Origin of the sequence: Longimicrobium sp. (assembly GCF_036399935.1) — a bacterium.
GTDB lineage: Bacteria > Gemmatimonadota > Gemmatimonadetes > Longimicrobiales > Longimicrobiaceae > Longimicrobium.
Genome location: NZ_DASWMD010000060.1, coordinates 1 through 23022, shown reverse-complemented (window position 1 = coordinate 23022; position 23022 = coordinate 1). Strand labels below are relative to the sequence as shown.

24 protein-coding genes are annotated in these 23022 nt (G+C 70.9%); 10 read left to right on the top strand and 14 right to left on the bottom strand.

Annotated features, from left to right (window positions below; translation table 11 throughout):
- Positions 1-159: 159 nt before the first annotated feature.
- The 5 genes from uppS to VGB24_RS18310 all read right to left on the bottom strand — a co-directional run bounded on the left by uppS (position 160) and on the right by VGB24_RS18310 (position 3193).
- The gene (gene uppS, locus VGB24_RS18330) at positions 160-837 is read right to left on the bottom strand and encodes a polyprenyl diphosphate synthase (RefSeq protein ID WP_331074396.1); all 678 of its coding nucleotides are present in this window, start codon (positions 835-837) and stop codon (positions 160-162) included.
- Positions 838-904: 67 nt separating this feature from the next.
- Positions 905-1273 (bottom strand): transcriptional regulator, encoded by a 369-nt coding sequence (locus tag VGB24_RS18325; protein WP_331022307.1) that lies wholly within the window; start codon positions 1271-1273, stop codon positions 905-907.
- Positions 1266-1925: a hypothetical protein gene (locus tag VGB24_RS18320; protein ID WP_331074395.1), complete on the bottom strand. Its 660-nt coding sequence runs from the start codon at positions 1923-1925 to the stop codon at positions 1266-1268. Before VGB24_RS18320 ends, VGB24_RS18325 begins: the two co-directional genes overlap by 8 nt.
- A 151-nt stretch (positions 1926-2076) precedes the next feature.
- Entirely contained in the window at positions 2077-2667 is a 591-nt protein-coding gene (locus VGB24_RS18315) for a hypothetical protein (RefSeq protein ID WP_331074394.1), read from the bottom strand.
- Between the two features lie 58 nt (positions 2668-2725).
- Positions 2726-3193, bottom strand: a complete 468-nt coding sequence (locus VGB24_RS18310) for a hypothetical protein (protein WP_331074393.1) — start codon at positions 3191-3193, stop codon at positions 2726-2728.
- A 149-nt stretch (positions 3194-3342) separates the two neighbouring features.
- Here VGB24_RS18310 and VGB24_RS18305 point away from each other — a divergent pair, with 149 nt between their 5' ends.
- From VGB24_RS18305 to VGB24_RS18295, 3 genes are all read left to right on the top strand, one after another.
- Complete coding sequence (locus tag VGB24_RS18305) at positions 3343-4212, top strand: hypothetical protein (RefSeq protein ID WP_331074392.1); 870 nt, start codon at positions 3343-3345, stop codon at positions 4210-4212.
- Positions 4213-4288: 76 nt separating this feature from the next.
- Positions 4289-4966: a TIGR04283 family arsenosugar biosynthesis glycosyltransferase gene (locus tag VGB24_RS18300; protein WP_331074391.1), complete on the top strand. Its 678-nt coding sequence runs from the start codon at positions 4289-4291 to the stop codon at positions 4964-4966.
- Between the two features lie 334 nt (positions 4967-5300).
- On the top strand, positions 5301-5510 hold the full coding sequence (locus tag VGB24_RS18295; RefSeq protein WP_331074390.1) for a cold-shock protein: 210 nt from the start codon (positions 5301-5303) through the stop codon (positions 5508-5510).
- Between the two features lie 142 nt (positions 5511-5652).
- On the opposite strand, the gene murB is transcribed toward VGB24_RS18295, so the two are convergent.
- A complete protein-coding gene (gene murB, locus VGB24_RS18290) occupies positions 5653-6609 on the bottom strand; it encodes a UDP-N-acetylmuramate dehydrogenase (RefSeq protein WP_331074389.1) in 957 nt (318 codons plus the stop codon).
- Between the two features lie 626 nt (positions 6610-7235).
- On the opposite strand from murB, the gene VGB24_RS18285 reads away from it, so the two are divergent.
- From VGB24_RS18285 to VGB24_RS18270, 4 genes are all read left to right on the top strand, one after another.
- Complete coding sequence (locus tag VGB24_RS18285) at positions 7236-7877, top strand: glycogen-binding domain-containing protein (protein ID WP_331074388.1); 642 nt, start codon at positions 7236-7238, stop codon at positions 7875-7877.
- Positions 7874-8962 carry a glycogen-binding domain-containing protein gene (locus VGB24_RS18280; protein WP_331074387.1) on the top strand — a complete coding sequence of 363 codons (1089 nt, stop codon included), beginning with the start codon at positions 7874-7876 and terminating at the stop codon, positions 8960-8962. The genes VGB24_RS18285 and VGB24_RS18280 overlap by 4 nt, the downstream gene beginning before the upstream one ends.
- A gap of 65 nt (positions 8963-9027) precedes the next feature.
- The gene (locus VGB24_RS18275; protein WP_331074386.1) at positions 9028-9690 is read left to right on the top strand and encodes a hypothetical protein; all 663 of its coding nucleotides are present in this window, start codon (positions 9028-9030) and stop codon (positions 9688-9690) included.
- Between the two features lie 135 nt (positions 9691-9825).
- Entirely contained in the window at positions 9826-10425 is a 600-nt protein-coding gene (locus tag VGB24_RS18270) for a NifU family protein (RefSeq protein WP_331074385.1), read from the top strand.
- 123 nt (positions 10426-10548) lie between these two features.
- Here the strand turns inward: VGB24_RS18270 and VGB24_RS18265 are convergent, their stop codons facing one another.
- The 6 genes from VGB24_RS18265 to VGB24_RS18240 form a co-directional block, all read right to left on the bottom strand.
- Positions 10549-10800, bottom strand: a complete 252-nt coding sequence (locus VGB24_RS18265) for a hypothetical protein (RefSeq protein ID WP_331074384.1) — start codon at positions 10798-10800, stop codon at positions 10549-10551.
- Positions 10801-10936: 136 nt separating this feature from the next.
- Complete coding sequence (locus VGB24_RS18260; RefSeq protein WP_331074383.1) at positions 10937-13993, bottom strand: PAS domain S-box protein; 3057 nt, start codon at positions 13991-13993, stop codon at positions 10937-10939.
- A 168-nt stretch (positions 13994-14161) separates the two neighbouring features.
- A complete protein-coding gene (locus VGB24_RS18255; protein WP_331074382.1) occupies positions 14162-14566 on the bottom strand; it encodes a DUF2442 domain-containing protein in 405 nt (134 codons plus the stop codon).
- Positions 14550-14801, bottom strand: coding sequence for a DUF4160 domain-containing protein (locus VGB24_RS18250; RefSeq protein ID WP_331074381.1), 252 nt, complete (start codon positions 14799-14801; stop codon positions 14550-14552). The genes VGB24_RS18255 and VGB24_RS18250 overlap by 17 nt, the downstream gene beginning before the upstream one ends.
- A 50-nt stretch (positions 14802-14851) precedes the next feature.
- Complete coding sequence (locus tag VGB24_RS18245) at positions 14852-16153, bottom strand: sensor domain-containing protein (RefSeq protein WP_331074380.1); 1302 nt, start codon at positions 16151-16153, stop codon at positions 14852-14854.
- 496 nt (positions 16154-16649) lie between these two features.
- Entirely contained in the window at positions 16650-17105 is a 456-nt protein-coding gene (locus VGB24_RS18240; RefSeq protein WP_331074379.1) for a DUF6174 domain-containing protein, read from the bottom strand.
- A gap of 496 nt (positions 17106-17601) precedes the next feature.
- Here VGB24_RS18240 and VGB24_RS18235 point away from each other — a divergent pair, with 496 nt between their 5' ends.
- From VGB24_RS18235 to VGB24_RS18225, 3 genes are read left to right on the top strand one after another with little or no spacing between them, the layout of a single operon-like run.
- Entirely contained in the window at positions 17602-18165 is a 564-nt protein-coding gene (locus tag VGB24_RS18235; RefSeq protein ID WP_331074378.1) for an RNA polymerase sigma factor, read from the top strand.
- Positions 18152-18715, top strand: a complete 564-nt coding sequence (locus VGB24_RS18230) for a hypothetical protein (protein ID WP_331074377.1) — start codon at positions 18152-18154, stop codon at positions 18713-18715. Before VGB24_RS18235 ends, VGB24_RS18230 begins: the two co-directional genes overlap by 14 nt.
- A 27-nt stretch (positions 18716-18742) precedes the next feature.
- Positions 18743-19879, top strand: a complete 1137-nt coding sequence (locus VGB24_RS18225; RefSeq protein ID WP_331074376.1) for a PDZ domain-containing protein — start codon at positions 18743-18745, stop codon at positions 19877-19879.
- 123 nt (positions 19880-20002) lie between these two features.
- Here VGB24_RS18225 and VGB24_RS18220 read toward each other — a convergent pair whose 3' ends face one another.
- The gene (locus VGB24_RS18220; protein WP_331074375.1) at positions 20003-21106 is read right to left on the bottom strand and encodes a copper oxidase; all 1104 of its coding nucleotides are present in this window, start codon (positions 21104-21106) and stop codon (positions 20003-20005) included.
- A gap of 305 nt (positions 21107-21411) precedes the next feature.
- Complete coding sequence (hslO, locus tag VGB24_RS18215) at positions 21412-22317, bottom strand: Hsp33 family molecular chaperone HslO (RefSeq protein WP_331074374.1); 906 nt, start codon at positions 22315-22317, stop codon at positions 21412-21414.
- Positions 22318-23022: the final 705 nt, after the last annotated feature.

Genomic DNA, 23022 nt, shown 5'->3' with positions numbered 1-23022 from the left:
CCTGCACCATCGCGTCGCACCGGTCGTTCATCGCCATATCCATCGTCGCCTCCACAAGAGATGTATCCGAAGCTCCCAACCACGCCTTTCCGATCCCGCACTTCCGCACTCACGCACTAACGCACTAACGCACTTCCCCCACTCACGCACTTCCCCCCCTCACGCACTCATCAGCCGTCCAAACCGCCGCTCCCGCCCCTGGAACCACTCCACCGCCCGGCCGAGCGCGGTTGGATCGAACTCCGGCCAGGCGAGGGGGGTGAAGTACAGCTCGGCGTAGGCGCACTCCCAGAGCAGGAAGTCGCTCAGCCGCTGCTCGCCCCCGGTGCGGACCAGCAGGTCCACGTCCGGCGCCGGCTCGTCCTCGCCCATGGCGCGCCCCAGCGCCAGGGCGAAGTCTTCGCGCGAATCGCCCTCGGCCAGCGCCGCCGCCCGCATCAGCGCGTCGCGGGCGGAGTAGTCCAGCGCGATCCTCAGCGTCAGCCGGGTGCCGCCCGCCGTGGCCTCCTCGGCCGCGCGCATCTGGCGCAGGAGCACCTCCGGCAGCCGGTCGCGCCGCCCGATGACGCGAAGGCGCACCCCGTTCTCCACGCAGCGCTGCGCCTCGCCCGCCAGGTAGGCGCGGAACAGGCGCATCAGGCCGGCGACCTCGCGTGGGGGGCGGCCCCAGTTGTCCGACGAAAAGGCGTAGAGCGTCATCGTGGCGATGCCCAGCCCCGGCGCCGCCTCCACGATGCGGCGCACCGCCTTGGCCCCCTCGCGGTGCCCCGCCAGCCGGGGCCAGCCGCGCGCGGCGGCCCATCGCCCGTTGCCGTCCATGATGAGGGCCACGTGCATCCCCGGGCTCCGGTTGAGTGTGAAAGTTCTTTGCATCGTAAAGTATCCAGACAAAAAAAGGGACGGTTCAGCGGTCGCGAACGGCGTGGATCAGCGCTTCCATGTGGTTCAGGTACGCCTCCAGTGCCGTGCGCCCCGCGTCGGTCAGGGCGTACTCGGTGCGGGGGGTGCGCCCCTCGAAGCTCTTGGTGCACACCACGTAGCCGGCCTCCTCGAGCTTGCGGGCGTGCACGCTCAGGTTGCCGTCCGTCAGCGCCAGCATGGTCTTGAGCTCGTTGAACGCCATGGACGTGTTCACCGCCAGCGCGCTGACGATGCCCAGCCGCACGCGCTCGTGGATCAGCCGGTCCAGCTCTGCCGATCCCTCGTCGGCCGAGCCGGCGACGCTGCGCAGGACCGAGCTGGCCAGCGGCTCCGAAGGCTTCGGGTCAGCCACCGTGCCTCCGCGCGATCAGGGTGCCGAACACCATGTGAAGCCCGCCGAACCCCGCGGCCATGTACACGTCGCCCCATGCCCCGGGCGAAGCCAGCGCCGCCACGCCCACGGCCATGAAGCACATGCCCATCACGGGCACCGCTCTCACCGAGAACGAACCGGCGGCGATGATGCCCACGCCGAACAGCAGCAGCCACATCCCGGGAAGCACGCCCACCAGCCCGGCGCGAAAGAGCACGGCAGTCAGCACGGCACCCGCGCCCATGGGAGGCGCCAGGCTGAGGATGAACTTGCGCCCGGGGCCGGTAAGCAGGCTCACCTTGGCGTGCCGGGCCTTGGTGGCCGAGGTCAGCAGGCCGATCAGCAGGCACACCAGCGCCGCCGCCATCCACGTGGCCAGCCAGAGCTCGGGCGACTGCTGCCGCGAGGCCAGCCAGGCCGCCAGCACCGCCGCCACGCCGATGACCGCCAGCCCCCAGCCGGAGACGGCCGTAAAGCTGCCCGCCCGCTCCATCGTCTCGCGGATGAAGCGCAGGTTGTCCATCGCCCGCTCGCGCAGGTCGAGGGACGGGTCGTCTGCCTCAGGCAGGGGCCGGATGGGCTGGATCTTCGCCATGGTGTTGATGATGCGGGTGCGCGGGCCGTCTGTCAAGTGCTTTGTGATGCAAAGCAAGTGGCGTGCCGGGATGCGGGGCGGGATTACGGAATTGGAAGTGGAGAATGGGACGAACGAATCGGACTGGCGGGGGACCGAAGGATTTCCAGGGCCGCGGAGAGTCCGCGGCCCCGGTCGATCCCGTCGATCAGGGACGCGGACGCGCCGGCTGTGCGGGCTGCGCCTGGCCGCCGATCTGGCCGACCACGCCGCCGGGCTGCAGGGCCGTGTTCGCCACCCCGCCGACGGTGTTCACCGTGTTGTCGACCGTCGAAAGGAGCTGCGTGAAGAGCTGCGGGTTGCGCTCCAGCGTGGCGAGCACGCGGTCCACGATGCGCGTAACGTTGTCGAGGTCGATGTACAGGTACACCTGGGCCAGCACGCCCATGATCTGCAGCTCCACCCGGTCGATGGAAACGTCCGCCCCGGCGGTGAGCGACACCAGGCTGGCGGCGTTGGCGTTCAGCGACAGGTGGGCCTGCAGTCCGGCGACGGTCAGGCCCAGGGAGTCTACCGACAGCTCGGGCACCTCCAGCACCACGTCGTAGTGCGGCGTGCCCAACTGCCCCGTTCGCGCGGTGGCGGCCGGAGTGCGGCCGGTGCGCGTCGCGGTGCCCTGGATCTGCGTCGAGCCCACCGTGCGCGGCGCGCGCACCGTGTCCGTGGTCACCTGCGCGGCGGCGGGCGCCGCAAGCATCAGCGCGGCGAGCGAGGCAACCGTGGTCCACTGGCGCATCATCGGCTCATTCTCCTGTCGTGTCCATCGCGCCCGGACGGTCCGGGCGGCGTGACGATCTTCATCGGGGCGGGGCGGAGGGCCGCGGTGCCGCGTCCACCCGCAGGCACGTCGCGGGATCCCGCACGGGAGCCCCGGCCGGCGCCGCGGCGGAGGACGGCTGCTTCAGCACGTCCAGCCCCGCAAGCAGGCACTCGGCATCCACCCACGCGTGCACCTCTACCGCCACGTGCACGTCGCGGTACACGACCCCCGGCTGCACCGGAGCGGGCAGGTTCCTGCGCTCGGTGACGCGAACGGTGTCCGGCAGGGCGCACCCGGCCAGCCGGACGCTCGCCTGCGGGCGCGACTGGAAGGTCAGCTCGCGCGCGGTGACGGACGCCGAGATCGCCACGTCCGGCGCGCGGGCCGGCTGGGCCGCCGCGCTGTCGCCCACCGCCGCGCACGCATCGGTCTGCGCACCCGCCGGAGCGGAGAACGCGGCCAGGACCAGCGTGACTGCCAGCGTGCGGGCGATCGTCCAGATCATTCGGAATGCCGGGCCAGGGTGCGTGCAGCGCCGGGGCGGCGGAAGTCAAGTTCCGTGCCGGTGGTGGATGGAAGGAACGGCTCCGATTTTGCTGGAGCCGCGAGGGAATCCGACGCCGTAAACTGGACGATCCCGGGGGAGAGGGCGCGATGCGCAAGGTGATGGGTTGGGCGGCTGTGCTCGCCGCGACGCTGTCCGTGGCCGAGGTGGCCGCGCAGGGCAACCGCAGCGTCGTGCGCTGCCAGGCGGGGCCGGCGGCCGGGCGCCAGGCGACCGGGGCCGCGGCGGCGCGCCAGGCCCCCGGGCCCACGGGGCGGGCCGCGGAGTACGACGTGGTGCTCGACATCCCCAACCTGTGCGTAGACCGGGTGCGGCTGAACGTGAACAACCTGCAGGCCCGCGTGGCGCTGGATGCCCGCGTCGCCAACCTGGTGCGCGTGAACGCCGGCGCCGACGTGCAGATCGCCGAGGTGAACCTGGGGATCGACGGCATCCGCGCGCAGGCCCTGCTGCTGGTGGACCTGGACAACGTGGTGCAGGTGGTGGAGCGCGCGCTGGCCTTCATCGACGCCAACCCGCAGATCATCACCCAGCTCACCGGCACCGTCAACAACACGGTCAACACGGTGGGCGGCGTGGCCAACACCGCGCTGCAGCCGGGCGGGCCCGTCAGCGGCGTGGCGGGTACGGTGGGGCAGACGCTGAACAACGTCACGCAGCCGGGCGGTCTGCTGTCGCAGACGGTGAACACGCTGGGCCAGACGGTGACGCGCACGCTCGACGCCTCGGGGAACATCGTCGAGCAGACGCTGGATACGGCGGGCGGCGTGGCGGGCTCGCGCGTGGTCGGCAGCCTGCTTACGCTGCCCGTGCTGCGCCAGACCGCCGGCCAGGGAGGCCAGGTGGTGCGGCAGGTGCGCGATCAGACCGGCGCGGTCATCGAGTTCACGCTCGACGCCGCGGGGCGCCTGGTCGGCAGCCGCGTGCTGTCGCAGGGGCGGGCCGGCACCCGCCAGTAAGCTCGGCGTTGCAGCCGGCCGCAAAGGGCTCCTTTCGCCAGAAGGGAGCCCTCGTCCGTTCCCCGCCCATCCATCCATGCCGCGCATCTCCATCATCATCCCCGCGTTGAACGAGGCCGCCGCTTTCCCGGCCACGCTCGCCCCGCTGCAGCAGTTGCGGGCTCGCGGGCACGAGGTGGTGGTGGTGGATGGCGGAAGCGTGGACGGCACGCCGGAGGTGGCTCGGCCGATGGCGGACCAGGTGATCGCGTCCCCACGCGGGCGGGCGGCGCAGCAGAACGCGGGCGCCGCCGTGGCGACGGGCGACGTGCTGCTCTTCCTTCACGCGGACACGCTGCTTCCGCCGGACGCGGACCACCTGGTGCTGGGTGGACTGAGGACGACAGGGCGGGGCTGGGGCCGCTTCGACGTGCGGCTGAGCGGCGCTGCGCCTGGGCTGCGCGTCGTCGAGCGGATGATCGGCCTGCGTTCGCGCGTGACCGGCATCGCCACGGGCGACCAGGCGATCTTCGTCCGCGCGGACTGGTTCCGGCGCGCGGGCGGCTTCCCGGCGATCCCGCTGATGGAGGATGTTGCGCTGTCCACGGCGCTGAAACGCCTCGGTCCGCCGCTGTGCCTCCGCGAGCGAGTCACCACGTCCAGCCGGCGGTGGGAGGAGCGGGGAATCGCGCGGACCATCCTGCTGATGTGGCGCCTGCGGCTGGCGTACGCGCTGGGTGCCGACCCGGCCCGCCTCGCCGACCGGTATCGATGAACGCTTCGGCGGTGGACACTTCGTCCACTACAGCCCGATAAGCGCAGTGTGTCCGCCGACTTCGTCGTCTTCCGGTATTCTTGACGCCTTGCACCTGGACGATTAGGTTGTGCCGGAACATTCCTCAACACGACACAAAAGGTCGTAGCACGCACCCGCTCCATCCGCAGGACAGCCCGTTGGTCCTTCCGCGACGTACCGAAGCTCAACCCCGAATGAATCGTGGGGCCAATTCGTGGCCCCGTAAGCCTGCCGTCCATCGGTGGACAGGCGGCGTATGCCTGGCGTGGGGGGCAATCGAGCCCACGCGACACATCTCATTGGGAGTACTGCAATGCGCCAGACCGGTACCGTGAAGTGGTTCAACGACGCCAAGGGCTTCGGGTTCATCACGCCGAAGGACGGGGCGAAGGACTGCTTCGTCCACTACTCCGCCATCGCGGGCTCGGGCTTCCGCACGCTCGTGGAGGGCGATGAGGTCGAGTTCGACCTCGTCACCAGTGAAAAGGGCCCCGCGGCCGCGAACGTCGCCGCGATCGGGTAAGTATCGGACAGCAGCATCGCGCAGAGGACGCAGAGAAAACAGAGAGGACGCAGAGGGGCCGTGGCTGCCCTCTGCGTCCTCTCCGTTCCCCTCTGCGCCCTCTGCGTGATTGCTGTTATCCGAGCCGGGGCATCGATCGGGATCAGAACTCGCCCACCATCCCGATCTCGGTTTTCAGCTCGTACCCGAGCTCACGCTTCACGGTATTCTGCGCGAGATCGATGAGCGCGCGCACGTCGGCGCTCGTGGCGCCGCCCAGGTTCACGATGATGTTGGCGTGCTTGGGAAAGATCTGCGCGTTCCCCAGCACGTGCCCCTTCAGGCCGCACTGGTCGATCAGCCGCCCGGCGCCCAGCCCCTCCAGCTTCTGGAAGATGCTCCCCGCGCTGGGATACAGCCACAGGTCGGGGTGGCGGTCGTCGCGCCACATCAGGTTTTCGCGGATGGTGTCGCGCATCACCTGGCGGTCCGTGGCTTCCAGGCGAAAAGTGACGTCGAGCACCACGTCCTTGCGGTCGTGCAGGATGCTGTAGTCGTACCCGAACTGGAAGTAGTCCAGGCCCACCTCGCGCACCTCGCCCTCTTCCGACAGGATGGTGGCGCCCTCCACCACCTCCTCGATGAACATGGTGCGCTCGCGCTCCGGCGGCGGCGACAGGAAGTGCAGGTTCTGCCACACCGCCCCGCCCACCGTGCTGGGAATGCCCACGTAGTGCTGCAGCCCCCCCAGCCCGCGCGCCACCGTCATCTGGATCAGGTCGTGGTAGATCTTGACGCCCGACCCCGCCTTGACGCGCGTGTCGTCGAGCCAGTCGATGGTCTGCACGTCGTTCTTGATCACCAGCCCGCGAAACCCGCCGTCGCCCACCAGGATGTTGGCGCCCAGCCCCAGCAGGAAGAAGGGGATCTCCAGCTCCCGCGCGGCCAGCACCGCCTGCGCCAGCTCGTCGGGGGTCAGGGCGCGGAACATCAGGTCCGCCGGGCCGCCGATCTTGAACGTGGTGTGCGGCGCCAGCGGCACGTCGCGCTCCAGGCGGTCCGCCCCCAGCCGGGCCGCAAGCTCCTCCACGGGCAGGTCCAACGTTTTCGTCGCGGGCATGGTCTACTGATTCGGGAAAAGGCACTCGTGTGCGCCGGCGTTTGCAAGCAGCGCGCCCGGTGCGGATGAACATCCGGCGCGCGGAGCGGTACAGTGGATGAGGAGGCCCCTCCCCCGGCCCCTCCCCGCACAAACTACGTGCGGAGAGGGGGGAACTTCGATCGGGTTGGACTGGCTGCCGGTGCATGCCGCGGCAGCCCCGTCTCCCCGGCCCTCTCCCCCGCGTCGCAGGGGAGAGGGAGAATTCGACTGCGGATAGCCAGCCGAAGCGCGTTCGAATTCTCCCCTCTCCCGCTTGCGGGAGAGGGGCCGGGGGTGAGGGCAGCCGGGGGACTGCGCCGGACCAATGGAAACGCCACGCACCCGAGCGAGGCCGAGCCCCACGCCTCCGTGACCGCTGCCGCGCCCGGGCTGTTACGTTCCCCAGGCCAGATCCTTCGGCCCGCGGAGTACGGCGTGCGGGCGAGTGCGGTGTGGCTTGGCCTCAGGATGACAAGGGTGTGGCGCGCCAAGGTTGAGGGGACGCGCCACACCGGCTCGACACCGGCGCGATTTGTGACGTGGGGGGTGCCGGATCGTCTGCGTACTGCACCGCACCGGCGGAGCAGCATTGGATGGTGAACATCATGAAAGACATACACGACTACCTCGACGGCAGCCGCTCCGGCGCCGATCTGGCGCCCGGCGACCGCGCGCGTGCCGACGAGCTGCGCGCGCTGCTCGACCGCGCCGCCGCGCACGTGCGTTCCACGCCCGCGCCCGACCTGGCCGCGCGCGTCATGGACGCACTCCCGGATCGCGTGCCCAGCCGCGGCTGGCGCGCCGTCACCGACTGGCTGTGGAACCCGCGCCCGCTGCGCCTGACCTTCCGCCCCGCGTACGCGCTGGCCGGCGGCCTGTGCGCGCTCGCCGCCGCCGTCGCCATCCCCACGCTGGACGGCGACCGGACCCCGGCGCGCGTGGCCATCGCGCCCGTCACCGCCACGGCCGCGCAGCCCGTGGTGTACGTGCAGTTCCGGCTGGAGACGCGGGCGCGCCAGGTAGCCATCGCCGGCACCTTCACCGGCTGGCAGCCCACCGTTCCGCTGCAGGAATCCGAAGCCGGCGTGTGGACCGCGCTGGTGCCGCTGAAGCCCGGCGTGCACGACTACGTCTTCGTGGTCGACGGCACCGAGTGGGTGCCGGACCCCCACGCCCCGCAGCAGGTGGACGACGACTTCGGCGGCACCAACAGCCGCATCTCGCTTCCTCCGCTGGGCTCGGCATGATCGTGCGGCTGACGCTGGGCTCCGCCGCGCTCCTCCTGGCCTCGCCCGCCGCGGCCCAGGGCTGGAGCGCCGAGGCCGCCGCGGGCCGTGCCCTTCACGATCCCGTCGCCGCGCGTGTCGCCACCACCTCCGCCTCGCTGGGGCTGGGATACCAGGGCACCGGCCGGTGGCTGTACCTGTCGGCCGGCGTGCCGGTGCAGGGCAGTGGACCCAGGTGGAGCGCCGGGGGACTGGGCGGATGGCTCCCGTTCTCCACCGTCCAGGGGGTGGACCTGGGCCTGAACGCCTCCGTGAACGGCTACGCGTACGGTGCATCGGGCCCCAACGCCGGTGGAACCGGGGGCACGGCGGAGCTGCTGCCGACGCTCGGCTGGCGGCGCGGCGCGCTGTCCGCCTCGCTCAGCTCCGGGGTTTCCGCCGCGACGGACGTGACGGGCGATTCCAGCACCACACGGGGCTTCCACGACTCCGCCGCGCGGCTCGCGTTCGCCCTGGCCGAAGGCATCGAGCTGGGCGGAGACGCGCGGCTGCTTCGCGGCGACGGCGGCGACTGGCCGTACGCGGGCGGAACCGCGGAGCTGCGGCGGGCCTGGGGCGGTGCATGGGCCCACGCCGGCGGATGGCTCGGGGGCGACCATCCCCGCCCCGCCGCGTCGTACGGGGCCGGGGTGCGCGTGCGGGTGATGGCCGGCGCCAGCGTGCAGGCCTCCGTGCGCCAGGAGCCGTTCGATCCGCTCTACTGGAGCACCCCGCGCCGCACCTGGAACCTGCAGGTCTCGCGCGCCCTCGGCCGGCAGCGCCAGCGCCCGCCCCCGCTGCTCCCCGACGTCGTTCCCGGTGAAGCCGTGTTCCGGCTGCCGCGGAAGGACCACGCCGAGCCGCCATCCGTCGTCGGCGACTTCAGCGGCTGGCAGCCGGTGCCGATGGCGGCGGAGGGCGACTGGTGGGTGGCGCGGGTACGGACCGCGCCCGGCGCCCACCACTTCGCCTACCGTCTTGCGGACGGGCAGATGATGCTGCCGCCCGGCGTACCATCGGTGGAGGATGGATTCGGCGGACGCTCGGCCGTGGTGGTGGTTCCGTGACGCGCGGCCGGGTGGCGTCGTCTACAGGTTCGAAATGGCGGGATGAGGGTACATCGGCTGCAAACATGAAGAACCAACGATGGATCGTGGTGCTGCTCCTGGCCCTGGCGGGCGTTCCCGCCGCGGCGCAGGCGCAGCCCCCGGAGCAGCGGATCGAGGCCGCCCGGCGCCAGGCGCAGACGGCGGGCATTCCCGTGTCGCTGCTGGAAAGCAAGGTGGCCGAGGGCCGCGCCAAGGGCGTGCCCCTGGACCGCATCGCGGCCGTGGTGGAGCGCCGGCTGGCGTCGCTCTCGAACGCCCGCGACGCCATGGCCGGCGCGCCCCGCACGTCACCGATCACCGCCGCCGACCTGTCGGTGGGCGCAGACGCGCTGGAGGCGGGGGTGCAGCCCGGCGTTCTAGGCCAGCTTGCCTCGGCTGCCCCCGCCGACCGCCGCGCCATGGCCATCGCCGCGCTGACGCAGCTCGTCAGCCAGGGCGAAAGCTCCGAGCGCGCCCTGGCCCGGGTGCAGACCGCCCTGCAGCGCGGCCCCGAGGCGCTGCGCCGGCTCCCTGGCGAGGCTGCCGCCGAGCGCTCCCGCAGCAGTGCGCCCCCCGGCCAGAACCCGTCCCGCGGCAACGGCGCGAACGGGCGGGGACGCGGCAGCGGCGGCCCGCCCGCTTCCGTTCCCGGCCCCACCGAGCGTCCGGGCCGCGGCAACGGCCGGGGCAACGGGGGAAAGCCCTGACCGGGCACGAGATGAGGGAGTGCGATGGAGCGCCGTCCAATGGGCGGCGCTTCTGCGTTTTGGGGCTTGTGCGAACCGCGCGGCGGGGTGAGTGTATCCGCATCAGGAACGATACGTTACGACAGAGCCCCGACGATGATTCAGCTGACCGATACCTCGCGCGACAAGATCAACGGCCTGGTGCAGGCCGAGGTGGTGCGCGACCCCGCGCTGCGCATCGCGCTGCGCGAAGGCGCCAGCCTGGTAGACCGCGAGTACGACATTTCGCTGGTGGAGCGGGAGGACAAGCAGAAGACGGAGATCGCCATCAACCTCGAAGGCATCCGCGTCTTTCTGAACCTCGACACCAGCAACCTGCTCAGCGGCGCCACGATCGACTGGTCCGACGAGCAGGGCGGGTTCCGGGTGGAGACGCCCCGTCCCTCGCGCCCCGCCGCCCCCCCGGTCAGCGCCACGGGGTCCGCCGGCGTCTCGGGCCCGCTCGCGGAAAAGGTGCAGCGGCTGTTCGACGACGAGGTGAACCCGCGCATCGCCTCGCACGGGGGCTCAGTGGAGCTGGTGGACGTGGCCGACGACGTGATCTACGTCCGCATGATGGGCGGCTGCCAGGGCTGCGCCGCCTCGGCCATGACGCTGCGGCAGGGCATCGAGCGCATGGTGCGGGAGGAGATCCCCGAGGTGCGCGACATCGTGGACCTCACGGACCACGACGCGGGCGCGAACCCGTACTACTGAAGTACCAAGTACCCAGGTACCGAGTGCCAGGTAGCAGGGCATACGACAGGCGAGGGCGACGGACCATGATCCGTCGCCCTCGTTGTTCTTGGTACTTCGCACTTGGTACTTGGTACTTTCCCCTCAGACCAGGCTCCGCCGCTGCACCGCCTTGGCCTGCCCACAGTAGCGCTCCAGCTGGCCGGGGTCCGCCGTCTCCCAGTCGTCGGGAATGGGGCAGAGCCGCCGCTTGTCGCCGTCGTTCTCAAAACACAGCCAGCCGCCTTCCAGCCCTGGCGTCAACGTATCGTCGTCCGACCCCGTCCCGTACTGCGGGACGATGTTCCACACGCGCCACTCGTGCCCGGTGGAATCCGTGAAGCTGCGCAGTGCCATGTCACCCCCATGTTTGTGCCAGCGGGGGCGCAATGCATGGCCCGTGCCAAATCGTTACAATTCTAAACGCGCCCGGTGCATCGACTTACACAGATGTTCCAGGTGCTCGGCCCGCCGCCGCGGGGGCGCAAGCCGCTCACCAGTGCGGGTTCGCGGAGATCATCAGCGCCGCCTTCTCCGCCGGCATGGGCTCGGCGAACAGGAACCCCTGCGCCTCGTCGCAGGCCATCCCCCGCAGCGCCGCGAGCTGCTCGCGCGTTTCCACCCCCTCGGCCACCACCCCCACGCGAAGGTTGCGCGCCAGGTTCACGATGGCGTGCACCAGCTGCGCGCTGCGGCCGTCGCGGTCCATCCGCCGGACGAAGGAGCGGTCGATCTTCACCACGTCCAGCGGAAAGCGGTGAAGGTAGCCCAGCGACGAGTATCCGGTGCCGAAGTCGTCCATGCACAGCACCACGCCCATCTCGCGCAGCCGCTCCAGCATGAGCACGGCGTTGGCCTCGTGGTCCAGCAGCACCGTCTCGGTGATCTCCAGACGGAAGCGGGCGGGCTCCACGCCGCAGCCGGCCAGGGTAGCGGCGAGGTGGTCGGCCAGGTCGGGCTGGGCGAACTGCAGGGGCGACAGGTTCACCGACATCGACACCCGCCCGTGCCCCAGCTGCTCGCGCCAGCGCTTCATCTGGGCGCAGGTCTCCTCGATCACCCAGCGGCCGATGGGCAGGATCAGCCCCGTCTCTTCCGCCAGGGGGATGAACTCGGCGGGGGTGATGTCGCCCCGCTCGGCGTGCCGCCAGCGCAGCAGCGCCTCGAAGCCCTCCACCCCGCCGCTGGCCAGCGACACGATGGGCTGGTAGGCCAGGCGAAGCTCCCCCCGCTCCAGCGCGCGGCGCAGGTCCGACTCCAGCCGCAGCCGTGACAGCGCCTGCGCGTGCATGGCGCGGTCGAACACCTCGTAGCGGTTCTTTCCCAGGATCTTGGCGCGGCTGAGCGCGGCGTCTGCGTCGCGCAGCAGCTCGTCGGGCTTTTCGTTCCCCGTGGCGGAGAGCGAGATGCCCACACTGGCGGTGGCGAACACCTCGTGCCGCTCCAGCGTGAACGGCTCGGCGACGGCGTGAAGCAGCTTCTCGGCCACGTGCGTGGCCTCGAGCGGGCCCTGGATGCCCTCCAGCAGCACGGTGAACTCGTCGCCGCCGAAGCGGGCCAGCGTGTCGCCCGGGCGCAGCGCCTGCTCCAGCCGCTCCGCCGCCTCGCGCAGCAGCTGGTCGCCCACGCCGTGGCCCAGCGAGTCGTTGACCACCTTGAAGCGGTCGACGTCCAGGAACAGCACGGCCAGCGACAGGTGGTCGCCCCGGCGCACCCGCTCGGCGGCGTGCTCCAGGCGGTCCACGAACAGCAGGCGGTTGGGAAGGCCCGTCAGCGCGTCGTGCAGGGCGCCGTAGGAAAGCTGCTCCTCGGCCCGCTTGCGCTCGGTGATGTCGTGGATGATGCCCTGGTAGCCCAGCACCGTGCCGTCGGGGGCGGTGCGCAGCGAGGCGGAAAGGAGGGCGTCGATGGCCTCGCCGTCGGCGCGCCGCAGGCGCACCTCGTGGTCGCGCACGTACCCCGCGCGGGTGATCTCGTCGCGAAAGCGCTGGCGGTCGGCCGGGTTGGCGTACAGGTCGCCCACGCGCATGCGCAGCATCTGCTCGCGCGTGTAGGCGAACAGCTCCAGGCACGCCGGGTTCATGTCCACGAAGTTGCCGTCCACCGTGGTCATGTAGATGGCGTCGCGCGACTGCTCGAAGAGCGAGCGGTAGCGGCCCTCGCTCTCGCGCAGCGCGCGCTCGGCCGCGCGCCGGGGGGTGACGTCGCGCGCGAACCCGTGCACCCCCACCACCCGGTTGCCGCGGGTGACGGCCGTTTCCACCAGCTCCAGCGCCACCATGTGCCCGTCGCGGTGCTTCGCCGTAGTGGGATAGGTGTTGGGCGTGCCCCCCGACGCCACGGTCTGCGCCGTCTGCTCGTCGACCAGGGCGTCGGACTCGGGCGAGGGGTGAAGCTCGTGGTAGCTGCGCCCCACCAGCTCCTCGGGCGCGTAGCCCAGCACGCTGGCGACGGAGGGCGACACGTATTCGAAGCGGCCGGCGCGGTCGTGCGAATAGAAGAACACCTGCTCGCTCCCGGCCACCATCAGCCGGTAGCGCTCTTCGCTGCGCCGCAGCTCCTCCTGCGCGCGTTCGCGGTCGGTGACGTCGCGGTTCACCCCCACCGCCCCCACCCGCCGCCCCGTGGCGTCCAGCAGCGGCATCACCAGCGTTTCCGATACGCCCTCGCTGCCGTCCTTGCGGACGAAGGGGATGCGCCCCTGCCAGCGTCCCAATCTGTCCAGCGCGTCGAACACCTCCTGGGCCACCTCCTGGGCCCGCTCGGGGCCCAGCCACAGCTCGGGCCCGCGCCCCAGCGCCTCCTCGCGCGTCCAGCCGTAGACCCGCTCCGACGCGCGGTTCCATCCCGCGAGGCGGCCGTTCATGTCCGTGAACATCACCGCGTCGTACAGGCTGTCGAACACCAGGGCCTGCCGCTGGAGCTCGGCCTCGGCCTCCCGGTACGCGGTGATGTCGAACGCCGTGCCCAGCGCCGCCGCCTCGCCGCCGTACTCCACCACGCCGGCCGTAAAGTCCAGCCAGCGCTCGCCGCCGTCCTTGCGAAGGATCTTGAACTCGTAGCGCGGAGGAACGGCCTCGCCGCGCTGGCGTGCCAGCCCGCGCTCGCGCACCAGCTCGCGGAAGTCGGGGTGCACCATGTCCCAGAACGTCATCGCCAGCAGCTCGGCCCGGCTGTAGCCGGTAAGCTCCTCGGCGGCGGCGTTCACGTAGCGGAAGCGCGTGCCCTGGTAGACGAAGGTGGCGGCGGCGACCGTTTCGGCCAGCTCGCGGAACTGGCGGTCGCTTTCGCGCAGCGCCTCGGCGGCGCGGTCCAGCGCGGCCACGTCGCTTTGCAGGCGGTAGTAGCGGTCCAGCAGGTCGCCCGCTTCGGTGGCGGGGCTGCCCGCCAGCAGCCCGCGCGCCTCTTCGGCGCGGCGGAACTCGGCGTCCACCGCTTCCAGAAAGCGCAGCCAGCCGGGCTCCAGGCCGTCGAGCGAGCCCAGGTGCAGCTCGGCAAGCCGGCGCAGCCCGTCGTGCAGGTGAAGGCCCGGAGGCAGGGCGGTGTTCATCGCGGGGTCCGAGAGCAGGCCCGGAGTGCGCGCCGGGAGAGGGCGCCACGGCGGAAATGAACGGGGGGGCGACAACCAGTATACCGGGGCCCCGCGTCCCGGCCAAGACTGTTCAGCTTGCCCGTGCCCGCCTGCATCTTGCGCGCCGCGTGCGCGCTCCCGGGCGCCTCAGCCCGGAGCGGCCTTCCCGCGCGGGCGTCCGCCCTTTTTTCCGTTTTCACGCGCGGCCCGGGCCTTGGCCTCGGACGTGGCGGAGCCCAGGTACCGCGCCGCCCACGCCTTGACGTTGAAGGCGTGCAGCATCAGCCCGTTCAGGTCGGCGTCGGCGTCGAGCGCTTCCCAGTGCAGCACCTCGCCGTCTTCCCACACCTCCACCGCCGCCAATTGCGCGGGGGTGCCTTCCTGGAGCCCGGGCACCAGGGCCGGCGGAAAGCCGAACCGGCACCCGTTCTTCATCTCCACCATCACCACTCGCGCCGGTTCGTCGTACCACGCGGTCGCGGCGCGGGGCTCGCCTTCCCCCGCGGCCCCGCCGGACACCGCGTTTCTGTTCAGGTCAGTGATCGCCGCCATGGTAGTTCCTCCACTCGGAAAGCAGGTGAGCCTGGCAGGTACGCGCGATTTCGAGCGCGCCCGCCACGTCCTTGTCGCGCATGGTGCATCCGGGCATCACGTACGGCTCGGCCCTCAGCGGGCCGACCGCGATGCGCGCCCACGTACCCGCGACCCGTACGTGAACGTGCGGCGGCGGATGGTCGTGGGTGTTCACCCGGAACACGAAACCGTCCATGCGCAGTACCACTGGCATACGATAATCCTATCGTTGGGTTTTGTAAAGGGTCTCCTTCCGGGGCCGGCTCACCACGCCGGGTCCGCCGCGAGGAGGGCGAGTGTGGCGTCCGCGTCCTGCGGGCGGGAAAACAGGAAGCCCTGGGCGGCGTCGCAGCCCAGGGTGCGCACTTCGCCCAGCTGTCCGGCGTGCTCCACGCCCTCGGCCACCACCTCCAGGCCCAGCCCCTGCGCCAGGGCCACCACCGCCGCCAGCACGCGTGCGGCCCGCCCGTCCACCGCCGCCACGAAGGAGCGGTCCACCTTCACCCCGTCGATGGGGAGGCGGTGGAGGGTGGAAAGCGACGAGTACCCGGTGCCGAAGTCGTCCATCCACACGCGCACCCCCAGCGCCCGCAGGCCGGCCAGCGTGGCCGCCGCGGCTTCGGCGTTGTCGATCAGCACGCTCTCCGTCACCTCCAGCCGCAGGCGCGAGGGATGGATCCCGCTCTCCTCCAGCGCCCGCCTCACCTGCTCCGCCAGGTCCGGCTGGGCGAACTGGCGGACCGAGAGGTTGACGCTCATGCTCAGCTCCGCCGCGGCGGGCAGGGCGTCCGTCCACGCGCGGAGCTGGCGGCAGGCCTCCGACAGCACGCGTCCGCCCAGCCTCACGATCATCCCCGTTTCCTCGGCCGAGGCGACGAACTCGTGCGGCGCCACCCATCCCCGCTGGGCATGCCACCACCGCGCGAGCGCCTCCATCCCGCAGATCCGCCCCGTCTTCAGCGATACGATGGGCTGGTAGTGCACGGTCAGCCCGCCGCGGTCCAGCGCCCGGCGGAGGTCGCTTTCCAGCCGCAGCCGCGAGAGTGCGCGGGCGTGCATGGCGCGGTCGTAGACGGGATGCACGATGCCGATGACGCCCACGACGGAGCCGTCTGCCGCGCGGTGCGGCCAGTACTGCGCCCACATCCACCCCGACCGCACCCCCGGCACCGTGTAGCGTCTATCCGGCAGCGACACCATCTCGCCCGCCAGCACGCGGCGGAGGACGCGCTCCAGTCCCTCCTCGCGCAGCCCCGGATACACGTCCAGCGCGTTGCGGCCGAGCACCTGTGCGGCGGAGAGGCCCGTCGTCGCTTCCATGAACCGGTTCCACACCAGGTACCGGAAGTCGCGGTCGCACACGGCCACGCCGATCGAGTCGCTTTCCGCCAGCGCCAGGAACAGCGAGTCGCGAAGTGCCGGCACCTCCCCTCGCGCGGATGGGGGCTCGATCGCGGTCGTGCCCTCCCGGGGAGACACACCGAAGCCGACAGCCGTGTACGCGACGGCCTCAAAGTGCTGTCCCTGGTGCGCGTTGCCGTCGATGAGGGTAGTCGCGGTCGACATCGTCGTAGCCGGTTGAGGGTGAGCCGCCCGGTGGATCGGAACGGAGTGGACGCACGATAGTGTTCACTCCGTTCACCGCACAAGCCTTTTGTCGGATGGCGGATCGCGGTTTGTGCGTTGGCGGGTAACGAGTTGCGAGTCCAGGTGCCAGGGGCGGGTGAACCCGCGTCTGGAACAGCGGAAAGCCCCGATTCGGGCCGCTGGTCGCGTCCCGCTCGGGGCTTCACCTGCACGCACGCCGGACCTGCCGGAGCGCGATCGAATTCTCCCTTTCCTCCGCTTGCGGGGGAGAGGGCCGGGGAGAGAGGGCCGCAAGGGGCATGGGCCGGGAACAGCTAAGCGCACCCTTCCCATCAGCCGGGGGAGGGGCCACGGCGAGCGCGCAGGCCGACGAATTCCCTGGCCCGGTCAGCCGAGGCGCGCTATCGTGGCGTGCATGGAATCCGCCGAGACCGACGTCGCCTACACGCTGGCCCGCCGCGCCAGGCTGGGCCTGCTACAGCTTCGTGAAGCCCTCGACCAGAAACCCGTGCTCTTCGTCGATGGCGTTCTCCATGGGATCGATGGCGACGGTCAGCGGCAGGCCCAGTGTGGCGTCGTAGGTCGCGTCCACGTCGTCGGCGCCGGTGTCGAACGCCTGCTCCAGGACGGCAAACAGCTCCTCGACCGTGTCGTAGCGCGCGAAGGCGGACATGGGAAGGTGCTGCGGCCCGCCCTCCGCCGGCTGCACGGAAACGGGAACGCCGTCCCGAACCTCGATGATAGCCGAGCCGCCGAGCAGCCCGCCAGTGATCCTGACGGTCATCCGGTAGTCGTCGAGGCCCTGCGCGTTCCACACCTGCCGGCTCCTTTCCATCCGCGCCTCCTCGTCCGCGAGCGTGGGGTTGCCGGAGCACGCGGAAAGCGCCACGACTGACGCAAGGGCGGCAGCGGTACGACGAAGCACATTCATGAGGTCTCTCCTCGGGCGCGGGTGGTTCGTTCGATTTCCTTGCCGGCCAGAGAACGAGCATGGGGCGGGGAGTGTGACGGCGGGAACGCGGTGTCATCCTGAGGCGCAGGCGCACTGGACCGGCCCGTACCTCATTCTTTGCGCGCCGAAGGATCTATAGCCCGCGCCACTTTTCAGCCCGGGCGCGGTAGCGAGCACCCAGGCCCGAGACGCGTCCGGGGTTCCCCCTCCCCCGGCCCCTCCCACGCAAACGGCGCGGGAGAGGGGGGAACTTCAGCCGGGGTTCGACAGGGTGCCGGTGCATGCCGCGGGAGCCTCCTCCCCCCGGCCCCCCTCCCCCGCTACGCAGGGGAGGGGGAGACCTGGTTCCATCGCCTGATCGCCATCCGCCCACTCACGCACTCACGCACTCACGCACTCCCGCACTCCCGCACTCCCGCACTCCCGCACTTCCCCTCATGCAACCAATCCCGCCCGCCGCGCCACTCAGTATCGCATGAGAGCCGAAACGCCCGCGGTACCCGACCATGCGCTCGCACAGGCGCTTCTCCTCCGGGGGGACGAACGTGCCTTTCGCGAGCTGTACAGCCGCCACACGCCGCGGCTGTTCCAGTTCGTGCTGCGCATCGTGGGCGGCGCGGAGCACGATGCCGAGGACGTGGTGCAGGAAACGTGGATCCGCGCCACCGAGGCGCTGCCCACCTTCCGCTGGGAGGCGGCGTTCGGCACCTGGCTGACGGGAATCGGGCTGAACGTGGCGCGCGGGCTGTTGCGAAAGCAGGGGCGGTGGGAGCTGCCGATGGAGCCGGGGACGCCCGAGCCCTTCCGCCCGCCGGCCAGCGACGGCGACCGCATCGACCTGGAGCGGGCGATTGCCCTGCTCCCCGCGGGACAGCGGGCCGTGCTGGTGCTGCACGACGTCGAGGGCTTTACGCACGACGAGATCGCGGAGCGGCTGGGCATCGCGCCCGGCACCTCCAAGAGCCAGCTCTCCCATGCACGCAGGGCGCTCCGGCGCATGCTGGAGCCCGTACACGAGGAACGACATGAGCACGCCTGACCTTCACGACGACGACGAACTGCCGCCCGAGCTGCGGAGCGCGCTGCAGGACCTGCCCCGCGAACGCCAGCCGGGGCGGCTGCTGGAAGAGCGCACCGTGCGCGCCCTGCGCGAGCACGGGGTGATCGAGGCCGCGGCGCCGCGCCGGGGAATCCGCCGCCTTCCCGCCTCTTGGCTGGGCGGGGCGGTAGCGGCCAGCCTGGCGCTGTTCGCCAGCGGCATCGCCGTGGGGCAGTGGATGGGCACGCGCGCCACGGCCGAGGTGGTGAGCGCCGTCCAGGCGGAGAATTCACGCAACACGGCCATGCTGGTGCAGCAGACGGGGACGGCGTACGTGCAGGCGCTGTCGAAGCTGGCGACGACCCGGGACAGCGGCGCGCACGCGGCACAGGGGCGCGAGGTGGCCGTGCGGATGCTTCGCGCGGCGGCGGACGAGCTGGTGCGGATCGCCCCGGACGACCCGGTGGCCAGCGCCGTCCTGGCGGGGTTCCAGAAGGCCGACACCACGAAGGCCGCCGCGGGCGACAAGCAGCGCGTGGTCTGGTTCTGACAAACGACGACACACGGGGATGATCCCATGAGCATGAGATATGGATGGGCCGCGGCCGCGATGGCTGCGGTGCTGAGCGCGGCACCGGGACAGGGACAGGAGCGCCGCTGCGACAACGGGCGCGGGATCGTCAGGACGCACCTGGGGTTCGACAACCTCAGCATCACCACCGGCACCATGAACCAGGAGCACCGGAACGGCAGGGACGCCTGGGACTTCGGCTCGGAGCCGCGCATCAGCGGGGTGAGTGCGGACGGGCCCGGCGGCGGACGGCTGCGGGAGGGGGACGTGCTCGTCGCCGTGGATGGGCACCTGATCACGACGAGCGAGGGCGGCCGACGCTTTTCCGAGGTCGACCCCGGCGAGCGGGTGAGGCTCTCGGTTCGCCGTGACGGCCGGGTGCAGGACGTGACGATCACCGCCGGCCAGCGGTGCGTGCGGCTGCCGACGCCTCCCCGTCCTCCTGCCCCGCCGCGGCCCCCCGCGGCCCACGCTCCGCCCGCGCCTCGTGCACCCGGGGCGCCGCCCCGGCCTCCCGCGCCCCCGCGTCCCGGCTCCGTGCGGGGGGAGGGCCCGCCGCCGCACGCGCCGGCCGCCCCGCGTGCCCCCGACGCTCCGCACGCACCCGCGCCGCCGGCTCCGCCCGCCCCTCCCGCGCCGCCGCCGCCGCCGGAGATCATGCCCGACGGGTGGTTCGGGTTCGGGATGCGGTGCAACAACTGCGGGACCAGCGAGAACAACGGCGTGCGCAGCTTTCGCTTCCGCGAAACGCCCAGCGTGGTGAGCGTGGAGCCCGGCACCCCGGCCGCGCGCGCCGGGATGCGCCGGGGCGACCGGCTGACGCACGTGGATGGCGTGCCGCTGACCAGCGAGGCGGGATGGCGGCGGTTCGGGGCCATCCAGCCGGGCCAGCAGGTACGGTGGACGTACACCCGCGGCGGCCAGTCGCACCAGGCCACCATGTCGGCCCTGCGGCGCCCCGACGCGGGGCGCGCTCCCCGCGCCGGCGGGTCCGAGGCCGGGCGCCTGCGCTACTCGGGCAGCGTGGGCGACGCGCAGGTGGAGGTGCGCGGCGCGCCGGTGAACGTGAGCACCGACCCGCGCACCGGCGAAACCATCATCCGCAGCGCCGACGTCACCGTGCGCATCCGTCCTCGCGGCTGAAGCTTGGCGGAAGAGCATCACGCAGAGGACGCAGAGAAAAGGGAGAGGACGCAGAGGCTGGCCGAGCCCTCTGCGTCCTCTCTGTCATCTCTGCGTCCTCCGCGTGAAACGGTGGTTCGTTTCCTACTTTTCCACGATCAGCGCCGTCACCATGCCGAACATGCCGTTGGGCGTTTCGGCGTGCGGGAGGATGTGGCAGTGGAATGCCCACACGCCGGGGTTGTCGGCCTCGATCATCACGTCCCAGCGCTCGCCGGGCGCCACGTTCAGCGTGTCGCACTTCCACGGCATCGGCTGCGGGTAGCCGTCCTTGTCGATCACCGTCATGTGCATGCCGTGCAGGTGCATGGGGTGAATCATCATCCCCTCGTTCATGAAGCGCACGCGCACCCGCTGGCCCAGCTTGCAGACGATGGGCTCCGTGGCGGGAAAGCTCTTGCCGTTGAGCGTGTAGCCGTGGCTGCCGTCGTTGATCACCATCACGTAGTCCACGTCGGCGCGCTCGATGGCGCGGGGCCGGCGGGGGAGGATGAGGAAGGCGCCCAGCAGCCCCTTGCCCACCTGCTCGGCGGCGTTGTGGTGCGAGTGGTACATGTGCGAGCCGGCGTTCTTCGCGGTGAACTCGTACGTGTACGTGTCGCCGGGCTTGATGGGCGGCTGCGTGATGAAGGGCACGCCGTCCTGGTCGTTGGGCGTAATCACCCCGTGGAAGTGCACGGCGGTGGACTGCTCCAGCTGGTTCTTCACCACCACGCGCACCCTGTCGCCTTCGGTGACGCGGATCTGCGGGCCGGGCACCTGGCCGTTGTAGGCGAAGGCCTCCACGCGCTTTCCGGGCTCGATCTCCCATTGCAGCTTGCTCGCGGTGATCTCGAACACCTTCACCCCGTTCTCCACGCGGGGCTGCAGGACCTGGTTGCCCTTGCCCTCGGTCTTGGCCGGGAACGACTTGATGCCGGCCTCGTGGTGCTTGTCCATCTCGTCGGCGGCGGCGCGGATCTGGGCCGGGGTGCGCGGATGGGCCGCGGTGGTGCCGCCGCTGTGGTTGCTGTCGGCGTGCGGTCCCGCGGCGGGAGCGGCGGCGGCCGCGGCCTTGGGCGCCTCCTCGGTCTTGCACGCGGCCAGCGCCGCCGTGGCCACCGGCACCGCGATGCCGAGCGAGGCCACGCGCAGGAAATCGCGCCGCGAAGGGGTGGCGGGCTTGTCGGTGATGTTCTGGGCGCTCATGGCTGCTTGCTTTCTCGATCGGGTTTGCGACCCGCACACCGCGGGTGAACGCCGAGAAAGCTACGAGTGCAGCCATCCCCAGACCGTCAGCGCACGGACGAACGCCGGCCATACTTTTGCGGATTCTCCAATCGGCAGAAGTATGGCGGCCCCGACCATCGTGTGGGGAGAATTCCGACAAGAGCTTCACGCAGAGGGCGCAGAGATGAAAAGAGAGGACGCAGAGAACAACGTTCAGTTCTCTGCGTCCTCTCCCTTTTCTCTGCGTCCTCTGCGTGAAACCGCCGTTTGACGGAGCCGGCGAATCAGTCGCGGGATCGGTCGAGGATCCCCTGCATCTCGTGCGGCGAAAAGTGGTACGCCTCGTTGCAGAAGTGGCAGACCACCTCGGTGTAGGGCTGGTCTTCTTCGTCGATGATGCGCTGGATCTCGTCGCTGCCCAGGCTGACGATGGCGCCCTCGAACCGCTGCCGCGAGCAGGGGCAGTTGAACGAGATGGGATAGCGGTCGCCGAAGGTGTAGCCCTCGGGAAACAGCATCTCCAGGATCTGCTCGGGGGTGGTGCCCTCGCGGATCATGGTGGTGGGATGGGGAAGCGCCGCCGCGCGCTGCTCGATCTCCACGATCTCCTCGTCCGAAAGGCCGGGAAGCAGCTGCACCATGTATCCGCCCGCCGCGTCCACCGTCAGGTCGGGGTTCACGAACACCCCGATGCCCACAGCCGACGGCGTCTGCTCGCTCTTGTACATGTAGTACGCCAGGTCTTCGCCGATCTCGCCGGAAAGCAGCTCCACCATCCCCTGGTAGGTTTCGCGCATTCCCAGGTCGCGCGTTACCGACACGTAGCCGTCGGTACCCACCACGCCCGCCACGTTCAGCTTGCCGCTGGCGTGGTGGTCGGCGTGCGCGTGCGGGTTGCCGACGAACCCGCGCACCTCGCCACGGCCGTTGGCCGTCACCAAAATGCGGCGCACCGGCCCGTTGCCGCGCACGTCCACGGTCAGGGCGTGCTCCTCTTCCTTGAGCGCCGATGCTGAAAGCAGCAGCGCGCCCATGGCCGTGCGGCCGAGGGCGGCGGTGACGGCCGGATAGGTGTCGTGGCGGCGCTGGAGCTCGTTCACCACGCCGGTGGCGTTCAGCGCAAAGGCGCGCACGCGCTCGTTCAGCGCGGTGGCGCGCACCAGGTAGTCGTTGTTGGTCGTCGTCATCATCGCCTCCCCAAACAGAAGCCGCGGCCGTACGTGCGGGCCGCGGCGCAACATCATCCGGTACAACGATTTGGGTTTTCGGTTCCCATGCGGGGCTCGGTCGCGCAAGGTCCGAGGCCTCGGCTGCCGTGGGGCCCTCACCCGTCCTCGCTTAGGCTCGTCCACCCTCTCCCACAAACAGCGTGGGCGAGGGGGTACACTTCAGGCCGGGGTGCGCACCCAAGTCCTTGATGCGCAACAGCCTGTCATCCTGAGCCCCAGGCGCACCGAACCGGCCCGCGAACGGATCGTCGCGGGGCGAAGGATCTAACCGCGGCCGCCTCCCAGGCAGGGCGCGGCAGCGGTCACATACTCGGGGCCTCGGGGGCGCGAGGGCAGCAATAACGCAGACCAAGGGCCCCAAGAGCGGGTGAACCCGCCGCTCGGAAAGCGGAAAGCCCCGACTCGGGCCGCTGTCGCGTCCCGCTCGGGGCTTCACCTGCACGCGGGAGATGGCACCCGATCAGCTCTCGAGCATGGCCGCGCCCGACACCCAAACAGCGCACGCGGGCAAGCCAGTCCACGAAGGCGGAATGCCGTTCACTTTGTTTACTCTGGCATTAGATTGCGGCTGTAACCCTTAGTGGGAGGCCGCATGGCACGAACCGGAACGGTACGCCTCGGAGAAGGAATCCGGATCAACGATCTCATCAACCTGGGCGCACTCAC

Excerpts from the sequence above, each read along its gene's own strand:
- uppS (WP_331074396.1), bottom strand. The coding sequence starts at position 837 with ATGCACGTGGCCCTCATCATGGACGGCAACGGGCGATGGGCCGCCGCG.
- VGB24_RS18315 (WP_331074394.1), bottom strand. The coding sequence starts at position 2,667 with ATGATGCGCCAGTGGACCACGGTTGCCTCGCTCGCCGCGCTGATGCTT.
- VGB24_RS18310 (WP_331074393.1), bottom strand. The coding sequence starts at position 3,193 with ATGATCTGGACGATCGCCCGCACGCTGGCAGTCACGCTGGTCCTGGCC.
- VGB24_RS18305 (WP_331074392.1), top strand. The coding sequence starts at position 3,343 with ATGCGCAAGGTGATGGGTTGGGCGGCTGTGCTCGCCGCGACGCTGTCC.
- VGB24_RS18300 (WP_331074391.1), top strand. The coding sequence starts at position 4,289 with ATGCCGCGCATCTCCATCATCATCCCCGCGTTGAACGAGGCCGCCGCT.
- VGB24_RS18295 (WP_331074390.1), top strand. The coding sequence starts at position 5,301 with ATGCGCCAGACCGGTACCGTGAAGTGGTTCAACGACGCCAAGGGCTTC.
- murB (WP_331074389.1), bottom strand. The coding sequence starts at position 6,609 with ATGCCCGCGACGAAAACGTTGGACCTGCCCGTGGAGGAGCTTGCGGCC.
- VGB24_RS18285 (WP_331074388.1), top strand. The coding sequence starts at position 7,236 with ATGAAAGACATACACGACTACCTCGACGGCAGCCGCTCCGGCGCCGAT.
- VGB24_RS18280 (WP_331074387.1), top strand. The coding sequence starts at position 7,874 with ATGATCGTGCGGCTGACGCTGGGCTCCGCCGCGCTCCTCCTGGCCTCG.
- VGB24_RS18275 (WP_331074386.1), top strand. The coding sequence starts at position 9,028 with ATGAAGAACCAACGATGGATCGTGGTGCTGCTCCTGGCCCTGGCGGGC.
- VGB24_RS18270 (WP_331074385.1), top strand. The coding sequence starts at position 9,826 with ATGATTCAGCTGACCGATACCTCGCGCGACAAGATCAACGGCCTGGTG.
- VGB24_RS18265 (WP_331074384.1), bottom strand. The coding sequence starts at position 10,800 with ATGGCACTGCGCAGCTTCACGGATTCCACCGGGCACGAGTGGCGCGTG.
- VGB24_RS18260 (WP_331074383.1), bottom strand. The coding sequence starts at position 13,993 with ATGAACACCGCCCTGCCTCCGGGCCTTCACCTGCACGACGGGCTGCGC.
- VGB24_RS18255 (WP_331074382.1), bottom strand. The coding sequence starts at position 14,566 with ATGGCGGCGATCACTGACCTGAACAGAAACGCGGTGTCCGGCGGGGCC.
- VGB24_RS18250 (WP_331074381.1), bottom strand. The coding sequence starts at position 14,801 with ATGCCAGTGGTACTGCGCATGGACGGTTTCGTGTTCCGGGTGAACACC.
- VGB24_RS18245 (WP_331074380.1), bottom strand. The coding sequence starts at position 16,153 with ATGTCGACCGCGACTACCCTCATCGACGGCAACGCGCACCAGGGACAG.
- VGB24_RS18240 (WP_331074379.1), bottom strand. The coding sequence starts at position 17,105 with ATGAATGTGCTTCGTCGTACCGCTGCCGCCCTTGCGTCAGTCGTGGCG.
- VGB24_RS18235 (WP_331074378.1), top strand. The coding sequence starts at position 17,602 with ATGAGAGCCGAAACGCCCGCGGTACCCGACCATGCGCTCGCACAGGCG.
- VGB24_RS18230 (WP_331074377.1), top strand. The coding sequence starts at position 18,152 with ATGAGCACGCCTGACCTTCACGACGACGACGAACTGCCGCCCGAGCTG.
- VGB24_RS18225 (WP_331074376.1), top strand. The coding sequence starts at position 18,743 with ATGAGCATGAGATATGGATGGGCCGCGGCCGCGATGGCTGCGGTGCTG.
- VGB24_RS18220 (WP_331074375.1), bottom strand. The coding sequence starts at position 21,106 with ATGAGCGCCCAGAACATCACCGACAAGCCCGCCACCCCTTCGCGGCGC.
- hslO (WP_331074374.1), bottom strand. The coding sequence starts at position 22,317 with ATGATGACGACGACCAACAACGACTACCTGGTGCGCGCCACCGCGCTG.